The organism is Methanobrevibacter smithii ATCC 35061 (assembly GCF_000016525.1).
In the GTDB taxonomy this organism is placed as follows: Archaea; Methanobacteriota; Methanobacteria; order Methanobacteriales; family Methanobacteriaceae; genus Methanocatella; species Methanocatella smithii.
Genome location: NC_009515.1, coordinates 101899 through 121360, shown reverse-complemented (window position 1 = coordinate 121360; position 19462 = coordinate 101899). Strand labels below are relative to the sequence as shown.

Below are 19462 nucleotides of genomic sequence, written 5' to 3'. Positions count from 1 at the left end.
TTTATGATTATAGGAAGATGTATAGGGGAAATTTCATTATTGGAAGTAGATTTTATTTCAAATTCAATGCCTCAGGTTGGAGAATATGTTTCTATTAGATATGATGGAAAAAATGTATTGGGAATGATTGAAAACTTGGTTAGAGGTAATGTAGCATTAAATAGTGAAATATATGATGTGGATGACATTGAAACAATAACTCAGGTCAGCGGAAATGATTTGTATGTTAAAGGAAAAGTTCGTTTACTTGGTGATGTAGAGGATAATTTAAAGCTGCCAAGAATCCCAGCACCTCCTGGAACACCTATAACAAAAGCCGATGATGAAATTCTAAAAAAAGTCTTTAATTTAAAAAATCCCCTTAAATTAGGAACATTAGTTAACCAGAGTGATGTTGAAGTTAATGTTGATGTAAACTCTATTATGAACAGGCATTTAGCTATTTTAGCTATGACTGGAGCAGGTAAATCAAATACAGTATCTGTTTTAATTGACGGATTATTAAAATATAATGCTCCTGTTTTTGTTTTTGATATGCATGGGGAATATGTGGATGCCACATTTACAAATGGTGAAGTAAACGTTATTGAACCTGTAATAAATCCAATATATATGTCCTTTTCAGAAATTAAAAATTTAGCTAATATTAAAGGTTCAGCCCACATTCAGGAAAGATACTTCAGAAAAGCATTTAAGGAAGCCCGTGAGGTTATAAGCAGTGGCGGATCTAGCTCCAGAGACTTTTTAGAAATTATATTTGTAATTTTAGAAGGATGGTACAATGATGAAACACGCAGCTCCAACGAGAAAAATAAAATTATGGATGTTATGAATAAGGTTGAAGATTTAAGGGAAAAATATGATAATCTTTTCAATATAAATAAGGGTAATATTTTAGGAACTATTCAGATAGGCAAAGCTAATGTTTTGGATTTAAGTCAGGCTGATGAATCAATTGCTGAAGTTCTTGTAAGTCACATTATGAGAAATTCCCTTCAGTATAGGAAAAACGCAGTTCATAAGACAAGCAATAAAACACTTGATTTTCCGGTATTTTATATTCTTGAAGAAGCACATATTTTAGCTCCTAACAAAAGGGATTCAAACTCTAAATTCTGGATTCAAAGAGTAGCCAGGGAAGGACGTAAATTTGGTTTAGGGTTATGTTTGGTAAGTCAATCTCCAAAGACAGTGGACCATGACGCATTGTCCCAGATGAATAACATGATTATTTTAAGATTGGTGGAACCTGAAGACCAAAGACATGTACAGTCAGCTAGTGAAAGCCTGTCTGGAGATTTGGTAAAGCAGTTACCTTCTCTAAATGTCGGTGAAGCTATTTTAACAGGACTTATGACAAATGTTCCAACACTGGTTAAAATTGATGAATTTAAAGGCCGCAGACATGGTGGAGACTTGGATGTTGTGTCTATATTAGCTAATTTTAAAGAAGATGAAGCTGAAGAAATCAAAAAACAGGAAGAAGACAGTTTTAATTTAGGTTATGACTATTGATTCCTTTTTCCATATTACTTTTCTAATGCTACCATAGTATTAAATATATTATTAACTATATAATTAATTGTTAAATGCTTTAATTTTAGAGTGTTTATTGGTTATATAAAAATTTTAAAAGGTAATATAATGAAATTTGCACATTTGGCAGATACTCATTTAGGTTATAGACAGTTCGGATTGCTTGAACGGGAAAAAGACTTTTATGAAGTATTTGATAAAATTATAGATAAAATAATCGAAGAAAAGGTCGATTTTGTAATACATAGTGGAGATTTATTTGATTCAGCAAGACCGTCACCAAGTGCTCTTTTAGCTTTTCAAAAAGGTTTGCTTAAACTGAAAGGTGCAGGAATACCAATGTATGCAATTGCAGGAAATCATGATATTGTAAACCGTAACGGAGCTATACCTCCTCAAGTTTTATTTAAAAAATTTGGTTTAAAGTTAATAAGCCCTATTAATACAAATTATATGCATGATGATGTTTTTATTGCAGGACTGCCTTTTTATCCTGCTTCCCAAAACAAAAATCTTAAAAGCAAATTAGATGAATTATCTAAAAAAGCAGAAAATCACGAAAAATCTATTCTTGTTTTACATCAGGGAATTGACAAATATTTTAATCTACAGTATGAATTGGAAATTGGTGATATTCCCGATAATTTTGATTATTATGCATTAGGCCACATTCATAATTATATCTGTGATGATTTTGGTAATGGAAAACTCGTTTATCCAGGTTCAACTGAAACCTGGAATGTTAGTGAGTTAATAGACCTTAAAAAGAATGGTAAAGGTTTTATTGTAGTTGATTTAGACGGACCGAAAATGAATGTTAAAAGAGTTGCTATGGATATTCCCCGTGAATTTATTGTAAAAACAATTGATTATAGAAATTTAGGCGCTGAAATAGATTCCATTAAAAATACAATAAAAGATTTTGATAAACGGCCTATTTTAAATCTTAAAATTAACAATATAGATTCAAACCTAGGTGAAATCTATGAATTCATTAATAGGGAACTTGGTGATTTGGCATTAATGATTAGACCTACATTCAATGTACTTGATAGGGAAGTGGATGTTGATGCCATAATTAATGATGAAAATGCTTTACGTCCTAAAGAGCTTTTAATCGATGAATTAAAGGAATATGACAGTGAAGACGTTAATAATTTAGCTGTTGAATTATATGATTTGCTTTCAAAAAATAAAACAGAGGAATCTGAGGACTTGATTAGGCAGTTTTTCAATGAAAAATACAATATTATACGTGATGATTCCGGTGAGGAAATAACTGAAAACAAAGCTGAAGACGGTCAGGTAAGATTTAGTGGGGCTATTCAATGATTTTTACAAAATTAACATTAAACAATTTCAAATCCTATGGTCATGAAGTTATTAAGTTTGGTGATGGGATTACAGTTATTGTAGGGGAAAATGGTGCTGGAAAATCTACTATTTTAGAAGCTATTAGTTTCGCATTATTTAAACAGCATACTGCTAAAAAAATTGATGATCTGGTAAGAAATGGCAGTGATGAAAATATGTATGTTGATTTGGAATTTGTTTCCAATGGTAAAGAATATAAAATTCATCGTGAAAAAACCAAATCAGGTTTGAAATCAACACTTCTTAAAAAAACTACTTCTAAAGGCCAATTTATCCCATCATGTGCTGGAGATAAAGAGGTAGCTAATGAAATCCAATCTATTTTGGATATTGATTCTGATTTGTTTTTAAATGCAATATACATAAGACAGGGGGAAATTGCAGAACTAGTTGATAAAACCTCATCTGAGAAAAAGCAGTTAATCGGAAAATTATTAGGTTTGGATTCCCTTGAAAAAGCATGGAAAAACTTGCAGCCAATTATCAGCAACTATGAAAAAACCCAGTCAGAACTTAAAGGTAAGTTATTTTCATCTGAAGAATTAAAAGAGGAATATGATCATAAAAAAGCATTGTTAGGCAGTCTTAAAGAAAAAGGACTTGATTTAGAAAAACAAATTGAAGAAGTCAAAGAGATGAAAGCTGAAAAGCAAAATGAAAAAACCAATATGGAAAGGGAAAAGGAAATCTTTGATAACTTCAATAACAATTTGGATGCTGAGAAAAAAAGATTGGAGTCTCTTGAAAATGATAAAAGAACACTTCAAGATAATTTGGATGAAATAAAAAAAGCTGAAGAGCAAATTGCAAGATTGGAAAAATTTGTTAAGAAATTGCCCCTGTATCTTGACTTTGAAAAGTCTGTTACAAGCATTCAACAGTTAGAGCTTGATAAACAAAAAATTGAAAAAGATTTGGATTCAATTGCAACACAGGAAGAACTTTTAGCAACTAAAAAAGAGGGATATAATAAATTTTTAGCAGCTGATGAGCAGATTGAAAAATTAAACAATCAAAAAATCAATCTGGAAAAAGAATTGGCTACTCTTACCCAGCTTGAAAAAGATAAAAAGCAACTTCTCAAATCAATTGAAGGAAATAGAAATGAAATTGAAAGGTTCTTTTCTGTAACTAAGGATAATCTGTATGATAACGGTTTGTCTCAGGATATTCTGACAGATGTTGATAATTTCACTCAGTTGGAAGAGGTTACTGACAACTTTAGTGAAGAAGTTTCCAATAAAGTTAAGGATTTAAGTCTTGAGATTATTTCTAAAAATGAGGAAATTGTCAAATTTAAACAGGCTATTGAAACAGCACAAAAACCTTTAGATGAATTGGGAGATGTTGAAAATAAATGTCCTGTCTGTCAGTCGGATATCAATCCTCAAAAGAAAAATGAATTGATTGATTCTTATAATAATGAAATTAAGATTAATGAAAAATCTATTGAGGAAAATAAGGAAAATATCCGTCTTTTAAATAAAAATAAAGATAGTTTTGAAGAAAAATACAACAGACTCCAGGAATTATCTAAAGATATCATAGGATATAAAAACAAATTTGATAATTTAGAAAAAGATCTGGTTAGGCTTAATGAAATTGATGACGGACTGGAATCTAAAGAGTACACCAATACTAAATTAGGCGAACTTATATTGGATATCTCTAAAGAGAAAGTTGGACGTGAAGAAAATAAAGAGGATTATGATGCATACATAAAATCAAAAGGAGCTCTTGATGTTTTAAGCAGTAAAACTGAACTTCAATATAAGTTAAATCAGGTTAATAATGAAGTTGATGTCCATGTTAAAAACATTAAATTAGCTATTGATCAGGACCCTCATTTAAGTGGGGATATGAGTACTGCTGATTTGCAGGCACGTATTACTGATTTAAAAAATAAAGAAGAAGAATTTAATCAGCTTAAAGGTTTTGTTCAAAATAAAAAGGCTCTTGAATCTCAATTAATCTCTAAAAAAGATGATATTGGTGTTTCATTAAATCAGATTGAAATCCTGAAAAATAAAATAGAAGCTTCTGTTTATGATAAAGAAAAATACGAAAAAGTAATCTACTTCTATGAAGTCTATGAAAGAAGATATGATGAATTTGCAGGTGAGCTTTCAGAAATTAAAGGTCAGGCTAAAGAATTAATAGCTAATGTTAATGTTTTGGCAGAAAAAATATTAACTAACTATAAATTCCAGCAGGAATACAAAAACACTACTGATTATATTGATTTATTAAATCATATCAGAACATTGTATTCTAAAAATGGTATACAAAAAGAATTGAGGAACCGTTCAAGGCCGGTAATTCAGAAATACACTAAAGACTTCTTTGATGAATTTAACTTTAATTATTCTGATTTAACATTGGATGAGGACTATGAAGTAACTGTATTCGGTCCTGAAGGTGAAGCTTCAATGAGTATGGTAAGTGGTGGTGAAAAAATAGCTATTGCTCTTGCTTTAAGATTAGGTATTACTAAGGCTAAGGCAAAAGGTGATTTGGAAACTATTCTTTTAGACGAGCCTACAATACATTTAGACAGCTTTAGAAGACATGAGCTAATTAATTTGTTAAAAGATATGACTGTTTTACCGCAAATGATTATTGTAACTCATGAAAGCCAGCTTGAAAATGCTGCAGATAATTTGGTTAAAGTAGAAAAAAATAATGGTATTTCAAAAGTATCTAATTAGATACTTTTTATTTTTTTTTAAGTGATTAATGTTGGGATTTAGATTCTGCCCATTTCCTCAGCATTTTTTATTGCATCTACAATACAGTTTGCATTCCATCCTACAATTGTTGATGCTTCTTTTTCTAAACTTTCAGGAACTTCTTCAAGTCCGTGAGGTCTTACAAGAACTATTGGAATATCAAAGTTTTTACTAGCTTCAATTAAATCATTAAAATTTTCCTTATTATTGTTATACAAACCTGCTAAGAGGATTATAACATCTATTTTTTCAAAAAATTCTTTATTGGCTGTTGAATAAGACCCGGAAATGGATTCTTTCCATAAAAAATCAGTTTTAGAATATATTTGCTCGGTAAATTTTGCATATTCTCTGTTTTTGTCATAGCCGTTAGTGATGATAAGACGATATATTTTATTGTCATTTTCCTCTTCAAACATTATTTCACCTTTTAAATGAGTTATGAATGTTATAATATTTATACTTGAATAACAATAGTTTATACTGTTATAAAATATAAAGGTATTTTTTTTATGAAAGCAGCAGTTATAGGTTTAGGTGTGGAAGGAAAAAAGGCAGTCAATTCTCTTTTAAGTCATGGTTGGGAGGTTTATGCCACTGATTTAAATAGTAATGTTGATTTATCAGATTTGGAATTGCCTATGATTTCAATGAATTTGGTCAGTGGTGGTGAAACTGTTTCCATTGTTTCTGATAATTTAACTGTTGATTTAGGTTTTTCAAATTCAAGTGCAATTGAAGAATGTGATGCAATAGCTATTAGTCCCAGTATGTACGGAGGAGCTTTTGCAGATAAATTGCTTGAAAAAGGCAAACTGTTAAGCAATGTTGTAACTAAACATAAAGACATTTTTACTATTGGCATTACAGGAACTAACGGTAAAACTACAAGTGTCCATATGTTAAAAAGTATTTTGGAAAATGCGGGCAAAAAAGTTTTAGTTGGCGGAAATGGTGGTGGAGGCTTTTCAGGTTACTATGATTTAATTTTAGAAGCGTCAAATGATGATTATGATATTTTACTTGTTGAAGTTTGTGATATGACACTTGATTTTTGCAATTATTGCTTTGATTTCGATATGGTGGGCCTTACCAATATTGGCAATGATCATATGGATGTTCATAAGACAATAGCCAATTATAAAAATACTTTGGTAAGATTCTTTGAAGGCAAAACGGCTTTTACAGCTTTTAATCAGGATTTCAATGCTGATTTTAAAGAAGTGGCCAGTAAAGCTATTCCTTTCTTTGAATATGATGAAAAATTGCAAGTTTGGGGCAGATTCAATGCATTAAATGCTGGTTTGGTTGCAGCTATAGCTACTGAGCTTAAAATACCTAAGGACATTATCATGGGATCTTTAGCTGATTTTAAAGCAGTTGAAGGAAGAATGAATGTTTATAAAATTAATAATGCTTCAATTTTTGTAGGTAAAACTGATAATTCAGATGCATTAACTTCAGTTTTAAATGAGAATGATTTCTATGCTTTATTTATAGGTACTCCAAGGGCTAATGAAGAACATAGATTAAGTATTTTGGATGAAGCGGTTAAATATAATCCTGAAGTTATTGTTCTGTTTCCGGGATTAGATGATACTGTTGATATGGGACTTTATCGTTTAAACAGACTTGGTTATGAGGGTAGAATTGAGGTAGCTAACTCATTAGATGAAATAATTGCTCTTATCGCTGAATTTTCTCATGAAGATGCACTTTTCATTGGAGGCAACGGTCAGGAAGCTATTATTGAGATTCAAGAAAGAATAAGGCTCTTGTCTGAAAACCTTTAGTTTGTATTCATTAGAATAAAAATATATAAATATAATAGTAACTAAATATACTATTGTTATATTATTATTGAAGGTGTTAAATAATATGAGTTATGAATGGAGAAGTACATCTATTAAGATAATATTGGCATTATTCTTTATTTCTTTACTTTTATTCGCATTTTCTTTTGTAAATCATACTGCATACACTGGTGAATCTTTTGCAAAGGATTATAATTTGCCTATTGGTCAGTCTATGTTTGAAGGGGATTCCATTTTAGGTGAAAATCAATCAATTCAATTACCTTTGTTAGGTAATTTGCCTTTTATGGCTCATCAGATTAAAAGTCTTGATTTGCAGGGTATACTAATAACTTTAACAACTGGAACTGTTCCATTTGACTTTACTACAATATCCACTGAAGGTATAGATTCTTATGGTAAGGCACAGGGATTTGAAGGTCCTGGTTATTTGACTTATGAAGGTAATCAATTAGCTGTTAAAGCTCCGCATACTTATGTATGGGGTTACAGTGCACCTTATAAGATTTTAACCAAAACATCTGATGGTGTTGATGTTGTGGAAAATGGTACTGTTGTTGAATCAATTCCTACTTCAGAAATTAAAAATACTGATTTTGGAGGCAAGTATTACAATACTACAACTATTCAAAATTGGTATAATTATGATTCCGACAAATCTAACTTCACACTGGAACGCGGAATTGTTAACTTTTCTGACGGAAGAAACAATATAAGTGCGGGTAATGTGTCCATCATATTTGGTGATAATGTGTCCGATTATGTGGCAGCATATCCTGACGGCACTCCTATTGTATTGTATATGGGTAATGTTACAGAAGAAGATGGTGAAGTTTATTCTACTTCTTTAGGTTCTCACCCTGAATATGGAGACGGAGTAAGAGAATTTAATGCAAGATCTTTTGTAGATGCATGGAATAATACAGTAATTCCACCAAATTCAAGTGGAAATGGAAAAGCATATATTGATTTTGGTTCTGCTTCTGATAGTAATGCTCCTGGAGGCAGTGCTTCTCATGGTGTATGTCCACCAGCTAGAGTATTAAGAGCAGCTGTTCTTGCTGAAGGATTTGGATTGCCGGTAGGTATGTGTGGAGATAATGATGCAGTATTATTTGGATTTAATCCTTCTGAAGATATTAAAGTTACAAATAATCATGATTATCCAGTCAAAATAGTAATGTGGACTGAAGGTTCAGGTACAGGCATGGCAATTTATGGTAAGATAGAAAGATTCATTCCAAGTTGAAGATAATTATTTATCTTTTACTTTACTTTTTTTTTAGTGTTTATTATGACAGTTTCAGCTATTATTACCGCTGCAGGTAAAAATTCCCGTATGAGAAAGGATCAGATTTCCCGAAATATTTCAGTAAAAAACAAACTTGTTCTTCCGTTTCAAAATAAAAGTGTTTTAGAGACAACTATTGATAATGCATTATCCTCAAATGTAGATGAATGTATTGTTGTATTAGGTCATTACAGTGATGAAATAAAAGAGGTTGTTTTTGATAATTATAAAGATTCTGTAAAGTTTATAGAAAATAATCCTGTTGATGTAGGTTTATCAGTATCTCTTTTAAATGGTTTAAAAAATATCAGTTCTGATTTTGCACTTTGCATAACTGGAGACCAGCCGACAGTATCAAGTGAAACATTTAATGAAATGATTAATGTTTGTAAAAATTCAGATAATCCTGAAAAAACAATAGCTGTTTTAAGACGTAGAAAAACAGGTTTGCTAGACACTGCTGAAGGATTGGGAATGCCTTTTGTAGTATTTAAGGATAATATGATAAAATATTTAGAAAATGAAAACGATAATTTAAATCCGATTTTAAGAAAAATATTTGGTGATGGTTACACTTTTTATGGAATAAAAGAAAAAAATGAGCTGGAATTATTAAATATAAATCATTATGATGATTATTTAAAGTTATTAGATAGCTTGTAGGTTTGAAATAACTTCTTCTAATTTTTCACCACTAATTCCAATGGTCATTTCATTATCTTTAATATCGGCAGCATTTCTGGAACCGTCACAGCCTAAAGTAAAATTAACTCCTCCAGTTATAAATGGATTAGCTAAAGCGTCACCACAAAGGGATTGGATACCTGCAAAATTAGGTCTTACTTTATCTCCGGAAGAATAAACAATAGTTTGAGCTAATTTCATTCCACCAACAGGTTCTGTAATTATTAAAACTACATCAGGTTTAAAAGTAGCTTCATCTAAAGGTGAATAAACAATTCCCCAGTATCTTTCTTTGATTATTGAAAGTTTTTCAGTAGCTGCTTTTGCTGTTTTTAAATCTTTAAATCTTCCTAATTCAAAATATTTTTCTCCACTAGCTAATTTAGGAGGCATATCTCTAAGACCGATAGCTCCAGCTCCGCCTAAACAGGATTGCTGTTCAATGGTACTGTAAAATTTTTCTCCATATGATGCTTTTCTAATCATTTCACAATGTCTGACTTTTTCATCTATTAAATCATAGCCTTCAGGAAGCTCTTCTTCACTGGCTAATAATTTAACAGCTACAGCTTTACAGGTTAATTTAACATTGTCTTCAAGTATCTTACTATACTCTTGATTGGTTTCTAAACTACTCATAATATCACTTATTTATATATTATTTTAAGGAATAGTAAATTCTTTTGGTTTTGTTTTTTTATTTTTACAGAATGTTTTGAAATCACATGCATCACAGGTTCTTTCATCTCCCTGTGCTTTCCATGCGTCTTGAATTTTACAGCCTTTGATTTCTTTAATTAAAGATGATTCAATATTATTCACAACATTGTCGAATTCATTTAAAGCTTTTTCAATTTCCTCATTGTTAATATTAATTATTCTGATTGATCTTGCTGTTTTAAATTCTGAACTTAATTCCGGAACCTTGGCGTCTTCATCCCAGTTTTCAATTAATGCAACATCTTTTTTAAATTCACCCTCTTTTGGAATGTCCGTCAGGTTATTGTGAATATCCTGCTGAACAACAATCAGATCTTCTTTTGACGGAACAAGTTCATTTAAATAGAAAATAATTCCTGCAACAATTGGTTTGGCATCTGCCTGCTGACGTCTAAGCCAGGCATATGTTAAAATTTGCCATTTGTGGCGAATCCATGTTTCATCATCTTCCTTTTGATTTGAAGGTCTTCTCATTCCCTTATAATCAATGATTACTTCGTATTCATCACCATCAATGCTGTTTATATGTTCCTGGAACTCTTTGTCATTTTTTAAATATTCAATGATTTTATTTCTGTAGGAATCCAATGTGGTTTGTCTGGTATTTTCAATTGTTTCATTAATTTTCAATGAGCTTAAAACATCAATAACACCATTAATTCCATAATAATTGGAACGGCTAGTGTTTTTATCGTAATGGGGCATATTTCTGATTCCTTTTATCAGCAATTCTGCAGAATCAATCAGCGGGAATAAATGAGGACCCCAGTAATTAATAGCTCTTTCGGCTCTTGCGCTGGCTAATTTTTTATGGTCTCTTTCATTGACATCAACATTTTCATTACTTGGATGATTTGTTGAAAAGAAATGTTCTTTCGGAGGATAAAGCCCTCTTACCTGCAGCCTTGCATCAATCATATTTTCAATAGGTCTGATATCTTTTTTCCAGTCCCATGGAAACGGTGTTTTATTCAGTTCCCACTGCAGGTAAGCTTCTTCCATTACTCCGTGTATAAATTCTCCAAACCATAATTGGATAGGCATTGACGGAGGAAGAGTACCTTTATTTTGATATCTGTACTGTAAATTACAGGTTAAAAAGGAGAGCAAATCTCCAGTTAAACTATATTCCGGAATCATATATGCTTTAGATCTTGAAGATAATTTCATTTTTTAAGTCTCCTTTTTCATATTAAATATATTTCATCAAATCCGACTAATTGTTCATCTCTGTTCCAGCCAAGGGCAACATTAGGAATTTGTTTAAGGTTATTGTTAACTGCATATCCGTCAAGTGACGGCAATAATCCAATAAGAAGTAAAACATTTTCAGCTCTGGAAAATGCAACGAAATAAAGTCTTGTTAAATCATCAAATGATCTGTCCTTTTCACTTCTTTCTGATTCTCCAAGAGAACTGAAACAACGCACACTATCTTCTATGCTTCTGTTTTTAGGTTCCAGTTTCGGAAATCTTAAATTTTGAGTATTTACTGTGTTCTTTTTAAATCTGCTGCCTACATCAACAATTACTAAAGGAAACTCCAATCCTTTAGATTGATGAATAGACATTATGTTTATTCTGTCATCAGGCAGTGTTTCAAGAAGATCTTCATCAATTCCAACCCCTCCGGTAGCTATTGGAATGAAAATATTCCATATAGCTTCAAGAACAGATTCCCTTTCGGTTTTTGAATTGGTAAATACAATATTTCCAGAATATTTATTGAAAAATCCCGTTTGTTTAATTGACCTTGTAATAGCTTCTAAGTATACAATTCCTTCAACATCATCCTGAAGTTCTTCAATCCATGTAATCAATTTATATGCTAATTCCATTAAACTTGCACTTTCTGGCCATTTGTCACGGTTTTTAGGGTGGCGGTTTTGCCATGAAATCACAAATTCAGATAATGAAACAGGTTCGTTTGGTTCAGGTTTTGATTTAATGTGGTCTATTGCCCGGTATCTCCAACGGTTCATATTTCTGTCAGCTAAATTCTGGATTTGCTTATCGGATTTTTGGATTATTCCTTGAGGATCAATGCATTCTAGAATTAATCCGCAAAATATTTCAACTTGTTTTACATCCTGCAGGTCTCTTCCTTTTGGATTAAAAACTTCAATAGGTTTTTTCAGTTTTTTAAGATTTTTCCTTAAGTAAAAATTAAATGTGGGATTGCTTCCTTTCATTTCTTTAGGAGAATATGATAAAATAGCTATGTCTGATGCAGAGCCGTATTCTTCATCTAATTTTAATGTAATTTTTTCTAAATTTTTGCTTTTTTTAGCATTATTCTGTTTTTGTTTATTAATGGATTGTAAGTTGGAATTGCCATTTAATGTGTCATAATAATCTTTATTCAATATTCTTCTGATTTTTAGAGAGGCTTCTCCATTGTTTATGAGATTATTAATTAACAGGGTTAAATCTCTGGCTAACATTTGAGGGTTATTTCTGAACATTCCTAAAACGGGCATTTTATCTTTGTCAAAATCGGGAGCAATGATTTTAGGTTTTTCATCTACTCTGGCTTTTTGATATTCTTTATCCAGTTCTACAAAATGGTTGCAGTGATTGATAATATTTTCACTGGATCTGTAGTTGGTTTTTAAATTAATTTCTTCAACATTAATTCCCAACCTGTCATGTGCACGTTTTTTGAAATTTGTAAATAAGTCTACAGTAGCTCCTCTAAAACGATAAAGGGACTGGTCATCGTCACCTACAACAGTTATGCTGCCGTTATTTTTTAGACCGTATTCGGCTATTGTAAAATAGATATCTTCCTGAATCAGATTGGTGTCCTGATATTCATCAATTAAAATGATTTTTATGTTGTCTAAAAAAATGTCCAATTTATGATTTTTAAGTTTATTTAGAAATTTAAATTCAAGCATTGGGAAATCTATAATATTTCTTTTTTTCAATTCATCTTCGTAATCTTTTATACAGTTGAGAGTTAATTTGGCTCCGCTGCCTTCTTCAAATTTATCATAGATTTCATCAAAATTCACCTGGTCATAGTACATTCTGTTTTTCATATTTAGAATGATTTCTGCCATTTTTGAAGGTTCTTCCAGTTTTTCTTTAGGTGTAAAGCTTTTAAGATATTCCTTTAAATTTTCATTTAAGTATATATTGTCTTTAAGAAGAATATTTGTCATAGCAGACTTTGTAACGAAATCTTCAATTACCAATGGCTGATTCGTTCCAGGCTCTCTATGAATTCTCAGTAAATCTTCAGCTACACTGTCAGTAGTTCCAATATTGATTTTGTTTAAATCTATCTTTTTTTCAATGAAATCCATTAATTCCATTTCTTTAACAGGATCATCTTCAACAATGTTGTCTAAAAGATAGTTTTTAATTTGATCTCCCCAGCTTAAAATACGTGAATGCAGTTCATTTGCTGCTTTTCTAGTAAAAGTAGTTGCTAAAATTTCATCTGGAGCAATATCATCAACAAAAATATATTTAAGTATTTTAAGTACAATTACAGTAGTTTTTCCGGATCCTGGTCCTGCTACTATGAAAAGAGATTCATTTGCATGAGATGAAATGGCTTTTTTTTGATCTTCATTTGAAGAAATGTTCCTTTTCAGTGTGTTTACAACAATATCTTCAAATTCTTCGTAACTAATCATTGTTGTCCTCATTTTGTTAATTATTTATTATTTATATATGTTAACTATATAAAATACTCTACAGAGCATTTGATAAGTATCATTTACACGAATAATTTAAATATTTAATTTATTCATATATTATTTATTAATGGATAACTTTTTTTCAAGATTATTATGACCAAATCAACAATTGATATGTTTAAAAATGATGTGAGGTACAGGGACAGAATAGCTCATGTAGAAACTATTCCTGCCAGAAAAGCTAGCTATAAAAAAGTTGATAATTTAAATCCTAAAATTGTTGATTATTTAAAGTCAAAAAATGCTAAATTATATAAACATCAATCAGAAACTTATGAGGCCATTCAAAATGATGAAAATGTAATCATTACAACACCTACAGCTTCAGGTAAAACATTGGCTTTCAATTTGCCGATTATGGAAACAATGATTGAAGATGAAGATGCCACAGCATTATATATTTACCCTGCAAAGGCTCTCTCAAACGATCAGCTCCATGTTTTGGAAAATCTTGAAAAATCCCTGGACATTAAAATTAATCCTAATACATATGACGGGGATACTCCAAAATCCAAAAGATATGATATTCGTCAAAAATCAAGGATTATTCTAACAAATCCCTATCAGCTGCATCTTATTCTGTCCTGGCATCACCAGTGGAAACGTTTTTACAGCAATCTGAAATTCATTGTCATTGATGAATCCCATTATTATAAGGGTATTTTCGGCTCAAATGTGGCTTATCTTATTCGAAGACTAAAAAGAATAGCTAATTTCTACGGAGCAAATCCTCAGTTTATATTATCTTCTGCAACATTGGCCAATCCATTGGAACTGGCTAACAGATTAACAGGTGAGAAGTTCAGATTAGTGGATAATGATACATCTCCAAGCGGAGAAAAAGATTTTATATTGTACAATCCATTCAGAAATTACAGAAGAAAAAAACACAACAGTGAAGAGGCACCTTCTGTACACATTGAAACAGAAAATATATTTGTTTACCTGATGTTAAAAGACATTCAAACATTATGTTTTACTGTTTCACGTAAAATAACTGAATTAATAGCTATGTGGGCTAAAAAAGACATGGATAATATTAAGAAAAAATTGACCCACAGAATAACTGCATATAGGGCAGGTTATCAGGCAGATGAAAGACGTGAAATTGAGGACGGATTGAAATCACGTAAATATCTTGGAGTTACATGTACAAATGCTTTGGAATTAGGTATCAATATAGGTTCACTTGATGCAGTTATTATTTCAGGATATCCCGGAACTATGATTTCCACATGGCAGCAAAGCGGAAGGGCAGGCAGAAGCAATCAGAAATCATTAGCTATTTTGGTTGCCTTTGAAAATCAGCTAGATCAGTATTTTATGAATAATCCTGATTTCTTTTTTGATAAACCTCATGAAAATGTAATAATTGATTTGTCAAACCATATATTGCAGGAAGCCCATTTATTGTGTGCCGCTAAAGAATTAACTCTTAAAAAAGATGAAGCTATGGATTATTTTGGAGTGGATAAAGAAGTCTTGGGCAAATTGGTTTCTAAAAAGGATTTATATCAAAATCCCCGTGGAGATTATATTTACCCATATGATGACAATCCTGCAATGTCACATTCTCTTGATCAGTTATCCAATGATGAATTCAGAGTAATGAATAATGGTAAACTTTTAGAGGTTATGGAACGCTCACAGGTTTATAGGGAAGCACATGAAGGAGCTATTTTAATTAATAAAGGTGAAACATATCAGGTAGACAGTGTTAATTTAGCCAGTCATTTTGTAAATGTTTCTAAAAACACTGTAGATTATCATACCATGGTTTTAAATAAGGTACATATCAATATTGAGAAAAAATTATCCAAAACAAAATACGGCAATTTAAAAATCCATTTCGGTGAATTAACTGTAGAGGAAGACTATTACAGATATAAGAAAATGCATTTTTCAAAAGTAATCGGACAGTTTAATTTAGATTTGCCACCTTTAAAATTCAGAACAAAAGGATTATGGTTTACAGTTCCACGTGAAGTTAAAAATAATCTTGAAGATTTATATAAAGGTGAAGAGGAAGTCTTTGAAGGTGGACTTCACGGTGCGGAACATGCATTAATAGGTTTGTTTCCGCTTCATGTAATGTGTGACAGATTTGACATTGGAGGATTATCTACAAATTATCATGAAGACACTCAGGAAGCTACAATATTCATTTATGATGCTTATGAAGGTGGAATTGGAATAACACAAAAAGCTGTTGATGTATTTGTTGATTTGTTAAAATCTACAAGAGATTTGCTTAAAAATTGTAGCTGTCATGACGGATGCCCTTCATGTATTTATTCTCCGAAATGCGGAAATGATAATAAGCCACTTCACAAAAAAGCAACTGAATATATTTTAAATTATATGTGCAATCTGATTTCACAAAATCCTGAAGAAACAGCTATTGAAAAAGTTGAGGAAAATGAAATTGAAGAGATTTCTACTAATGATATAACTCTTGAAACATTATATGAAGAAGCTTATGATTTATATTCACAAGGAGATTATTTCAACTCAAAAGAATCATTAAATGAGCTGGTTGAAATTGATGATGAATATGCTGATGCATGGGCTTTATTTGGTAGAATATTATATGAACAGGGTGACAGAAATGGAGCCAAAATGTTTACAAAAAGGGCTCTAAAAATTGACTCTGCCAACGAAGATGCTAATGAATTATGGTTAGAATTAAAATAATTTATTTTATTTTTCTTCGTTTAACCTATTACATTTTTTTTGAATATTAAATGGAAATACAGTAGGAAACTTTAAATATTTTCAATGTTAATATATAACGACTCTTTCAAAAACTTTGTTGATTTGAAATTTTTTCATGAAAATTAGTTGTGAATTTTTGATTTTGCTTAAAAATAGTTAAATTTAATAAATAGGTGGAGTAAAAGTTTTTATCATGCCAAATCAAAAAAAATTTACTCCAAATAGTATTTTAGATGTTAAACAATATATATTTTGCGATTCAAATGATGGATTAGTCCTTTCAGATCCTCGTTTTGTGAAAATTTTTAAATCCTGTCAAAAAGTTTTAAAATCTTTTGATTTAAGTTTTAAGAAGGATGTTCCTTATTTTAAAATGAGTTTAGATTGATGTCCACATTGTGGAACTCGTCATGTTGTTAAATATGGTTTTACAAAAAGAACATTGGTATTTAAAGAAATTGGTAAAACTAAAGTGAAGGTTCAGCGTTATATTTGTAAACGATGCAGTAAAACCTTTCAAACTGATTTAACAAGTCTTGTTGATAAAAACAGTAATTTTACAAATGAATTGAAAAGTGAATCTGAACATTTGATTTCAGATTATTTGGGAAGCTTGAAAAATGTTTGTAAATCTTTTAAAAAATTCTTTGGAATCACTGTTTTACATCAAACAATTGAAAATTGGCTTTTTGTTAATGAAAACATTTTAGAATTTGATTTAGGACGTTGCTCGGGTTATTATGTCTTCGATGTAGAATGGATAAAAATCAACGGAGAATGGAAATATCGACACATATTACTTGATTCTATTTCAAATTGTATCGTAGCCGATGCAATTTACGATACTGAAGATGAAAACACTGTTGAGAAGTTTTTAAGAGAATCAACGGTAAATAAAAATAAAATTGCAATTACCACAGATTTAGATAAAAAATATGCTTCAATTATCCCAAAACTAGGTTTTAAACATCAATTATGTATTTTTCATACTAAAAAAAGTTTAAATAAACAATTAAAAACTTTTAAAGACAAAAATCGCATTTCTGATGAAGAATATCAAGAATGTCACAAACAACTGAAAATAATCAAAGATTTATTCGATTTAAATGATTACGATGAATTCAAAAAAGAAGTAACATCTTTAATTCATCGCAAAGAAGAATTTCATCCAGTTATTTATAAAATAATCAAAAAATCAATCAGGCCACGATATAAAAGCTTCATTCGTCACTTAAAAGATAAACGAATTGAAAAAACAAGTAACAAAATTGAAAATGCATTTCAAAAAACAATGCCAAAATCCAGAAAACGAACATTCAAGACCAAACGGGGCGTTTTAAAACGAATATATCGCAGAGATCTAATTTGGAATGACAATCGCAAAAAGGATTTTGAAAATCAACAAAGTTTTTGAAAGAGTCTATATAACATAATACGATATTTTGTATTGATTTTTTAATTGAATTATTGAGGGGTATTAATGGTTAGTCCAATAGTAGCAGCTATTATTTCTTTCTTCTTCCCTGGTATTGGTCAAGTAGTACAAGGTGAAACCCAGAAAGGTATAATAATGTTTGTTGCAGCAATTGTTATTTCAATTATTTTAGCTTACGCATTAGGTACCATTGGTAATATTATTTACTTAATATATGCTGTATATGCTGCATACGATGCTTATAATATGGGATAAATTAATTTTTATCCATTATTTTTTTTTATAAAACTTATTTTTTTTAAAACATAAATTTTGCTGATTTTCACATTAATTAACAATATTTATTAATCATCCTAACTATAATTATAATATTAAGATTTTTTTCTGAATATGTAGGAGAAATAAAATGCATGAATTATCTATGGCTCAAGGAATAATAAATGCAGTAATAGATACTGCAGAAAGTAACAATGCAACTGAAGTTACTGAAGTTGGTATTGAAATTGGCAGATTGGCTATGATAAACCCTGAACAGTTACGTTTCATGTTAAGCGTTTTAGTTGAAAATACCATAGTTGAAGATGCCGATATTAAAATTGAAGAGATACCTGTTGAAATTAATTGTCCTGAATGCGGATTTAAAGGAGTAGCAGAACTGGATGATAAAGATCACTATGCTCCAATTGTAGAATGTCCGAAATGTGGAAATAAAAGAATATCTATTTTAAACGGAAAAGATTGTGTTGTTAAAAATATTGTTATTGAGAAACCTGATGATGATTAGATAGGAGGAATTGATTATGCATAATGTAGCTGATGTAGAAGTACAAAAAAATATCATGGATGCTAATAAAAGATTAGCAAATAGAAATAAAGAAAATCTTGAAGAAAAAAACATTTTCTGTGTTGATTTTGTTGGAGCTATTGGTTCCGGTAAAACTACATTAATTGAAAACATTATTGAAAATACTGATGATAAAATAGGTGTAATTGCAGGAGATGTAATTAGTAAATTTGACGCAGGCAGAATAGAAAAACATAATGCTCCAGTAGTTGGTTTAAACACAGGTAAAGAATGCCATTTAGATGCTCATTTGGTAGGTCATGGACTTGGAGATTTACCGTTAGACGATTTGGACATGGTTATTATTGAAAATGTAGGTAATTTAATCTGTCCTGTTGATTTTGACTTAGGTTCTCACATGAGAATTGTTGTTGTAAGTGTTACTGAAGGTGATGATACTGTAGAAAAACACCCATTGATTTTCCAAACTTCTGATTTAGTTGTTATTAATAAAGTGGATTTAGCTGATGCTGTTGGTGCAGATGCTGATAAGATGGTTAATGATGCAAAACGTTTAAATCCAGATGTTCAAGTTATTAAAGCTAGTTTAAAACAGGGTGAAGGTTTATCAGAAATCATCTCAGCTATTAATAAACAAAAAGATAGTTAA

The 19462-nt window shown here is 30.7% G+C and carries 16 protein-coding genes; 12 read left to right on the top strand and 4 right to left on the bottom strand.

All coding sequences use genetic code 11. The features are described 5' to 3' along the window. The first annotated feature begins 3 nt into the window (after positions 1 to 3). The 3 genes from MSM_RS00595 (at position 4) to MSM_RS00585 (ending at position 5618) form a co-directional block, all read left to right on the top strand. Complete coding sequence (locus tag MSM_RS00595) at positions 4 to 1515, top strand: helicase HerA-like domain-containing protein (RefSeq protein WP_011953698.1); 1512 nt, start codon at positions 4 to 6, stop codon at positions 1513 to 1515. A gap of 129 nt (positions 1516 to 1644) precedes the next feature. Beyond that, positions 1645 to 2868: a metallophosphoesterase family protein gene (locus MSM_RS00590; protein WP_011953697.1), complete on the top strand. Its 1224-nt coding sequence runs from the start codon at positions 1645 to 1647 to the stop codon at positions 2866 to 2868. Then, complete coding sequence (locus MSM_RS00585; protein ID WP_011953696.1) at positions 2865 to 5618, top strand: AAA family ATPase; 2754 nt, start codon at positions 2865 to 2867, stop codon at positions 5616 to 5618. The genes MSM_RS00590 and MSM_RS00585 overlap by 4 nt, the downstream gene beginning before the upstream one ends. Before the next feature lie 38 nt (positions 5619 to 5656). On the opposite strand, the gene MSM_RS00580 is transcribed toward MSM_RS00585, so the two are convergent. Continuing rightward, on the bottom strand, positions 5657 to 6058 hold the full coding sequence (locus MSM_RS00580) for a hypothetical protein (RefSeq protein ID WP_011953695.1): 402 nt from the start codon (positions 6056 to 6058) through the stop codon (positions 5657 to 5659). 93 nt (positions 6059 to 6151) lie between these two features. On the opposite strand from MSM_RS00580, the gene MSM_RS00575 reads away from it, so the two are divergent. The 3 genes from MSM_RS00575 (at position 6152) to MSM_RS00565 (ending at position 9407) form a co-directional block, all read left to right on the top strand. Beyond that, on the top strand, positions 6152 to 7432 hold the full coding sequence (locus tag MSM_RS00575; protein ID WP_011953694.1) for a Mur ligase family protein: 1281 nt from the start codon (positions 6152 to 6154) through the stop codon (positions 7430 to 7432). Between the two features lie 85 nt (positions 7433 to 7517). Then, complete coding sequence (locus tag MSM_RS00570) at positions 7518 to 8702, top strand: hypothetical protein (protein ID WP_011953693.1); 1185 nt, start codon at positions 7518 to 7520, stop codon at positions 8700 to 8702. A gap of 45 nt (positions 8703 to 8747) precedes the next feature. After that, positions 8748 to 9407 carry a nucleotidyltransferase family protein gene (locus MSM_RS00565; protein ID WP_011953692.1) on the top strand — a complete coding sequence of 220 codons (660 nt, stop codon included), beginning with the start codon at positions 8748 to 8750 and terminating at the stop codon, positions 9405 to 9407. Here MSM_RS00565 and MSM_RS00560 read toward each other — a convergent pair. The 3 genes from MSM_RS00560 to MSM_RS00550 are packed head-to-tail and all read right to left on the bottom strand — an operon-like array spanning position 9393 to position 13795. Beyond that, positions 9393 to 10067, bottom strand: coding sequence for a DUF169 domain-containing protein (locus MSM_RS00560; protein ID WP_004034062.1), 675 nt, complete (start codon positions 10065 to 10067; stop codon positions 9393 to 9395). The two genes, MSM_RS00565 and MSM_RS00560, sit on opposite strands and share 15 nt — an antisense overlap. Positions 10068 to 10091: 24 nt before the next feature. Continuing rightward, a complete protein-coding gene (locus MSM_RS00555; protein WP_011953691.1) occupies positions 10092 to 11318 on the bottom strand; it encodes a PD-(D/E)XK nuclease family protein in 1227 nt (408 codons plus the stop codon). A gap of 17 nt (positions 11319 to 11335) precedes the next feature. Next, positions 11336 to 13795, bottom strand: coding sequence for an ATP-dependent helicase (locus tag MSM_RS00550; RefSeq protein ID WP_011953690.1), 2460 nt, complete (start codon positions 13793 to 13795; stop codon positions 11336 to 11338). 156 nt (positions 13796 to 13951) lie between these two features. On the opposite strand from MSM_RS00550, the gene MSM_RS00545 reads away from it, so the two are divergent. The 6 genes from MSM_RS00545 (at position 13952) to hypB (ending at position 19462) form a co-directional block, all read left to right on the top strand. Then, positions 13952 to 16552: a DEAD/DEAH box helicase gene (locus tag MSM_RS00545; protein ID WP_011953689.1), complete on the top strand. Its 2601-nt coding sequence runs from the start codon at positions 13952 to 13954 to the stop codon at positions 16550 to 16552. Between the two features lie 214 nt (positions 16553 to 16766). After that, a complete protein-coding gene (locus MSM_RS09280; protein WP_011953688.1) occupies positions 16767 to 16961 on the top strand; it encodes a hypothetical protein in 195 nt (64 codons plus the stop codon). 84 nt (positions 16962 to 17045) lie between these two features. Next, positions 17046 to 17987, top strand: coding sequence for a hypothetical protein (locus tag MSM_RS09275; protein WP_233144491.1), 942 nt, complete (start codon positions 17046 to 17048; stop codon positions 17985 to 17987). 66 nt (positions 17988 to 18053) lie between these two features. After that, positions 18054 to 18263: a hypothetical protein gene (locus MSM_RS00530; protein WP_011953686.1), complete on the top strand. Its 210-nt coding sequence runs from the start codon at positions 18054 to 18056 to the stop codon at positions 18261 to 18263. A 151-nt stretch (positions 18264 to 18414) separates the two neighbouring features. Further along, positions 18415 to 18792, top strand: coding sequence for a hydrogenase maturation nickel metallochaperone HypA (gene hypA / locus MSM_RS00525; protein WP_011953685.1), 378 nt, complete (start codon positions 18415 to 18417; stop codon positions 18790 to 18792). Between the two features lie 16 nt (positions 18793 to 18808). Then, entirely contained in the window at positions 18809 to 19462 is a 654-nt protein-coding gene (gene hypB, locus MSM_RS00520; RefSeq protein WP_004034047.1) for a hydrogenase nickel incorporation protein HypB, read from the top strand.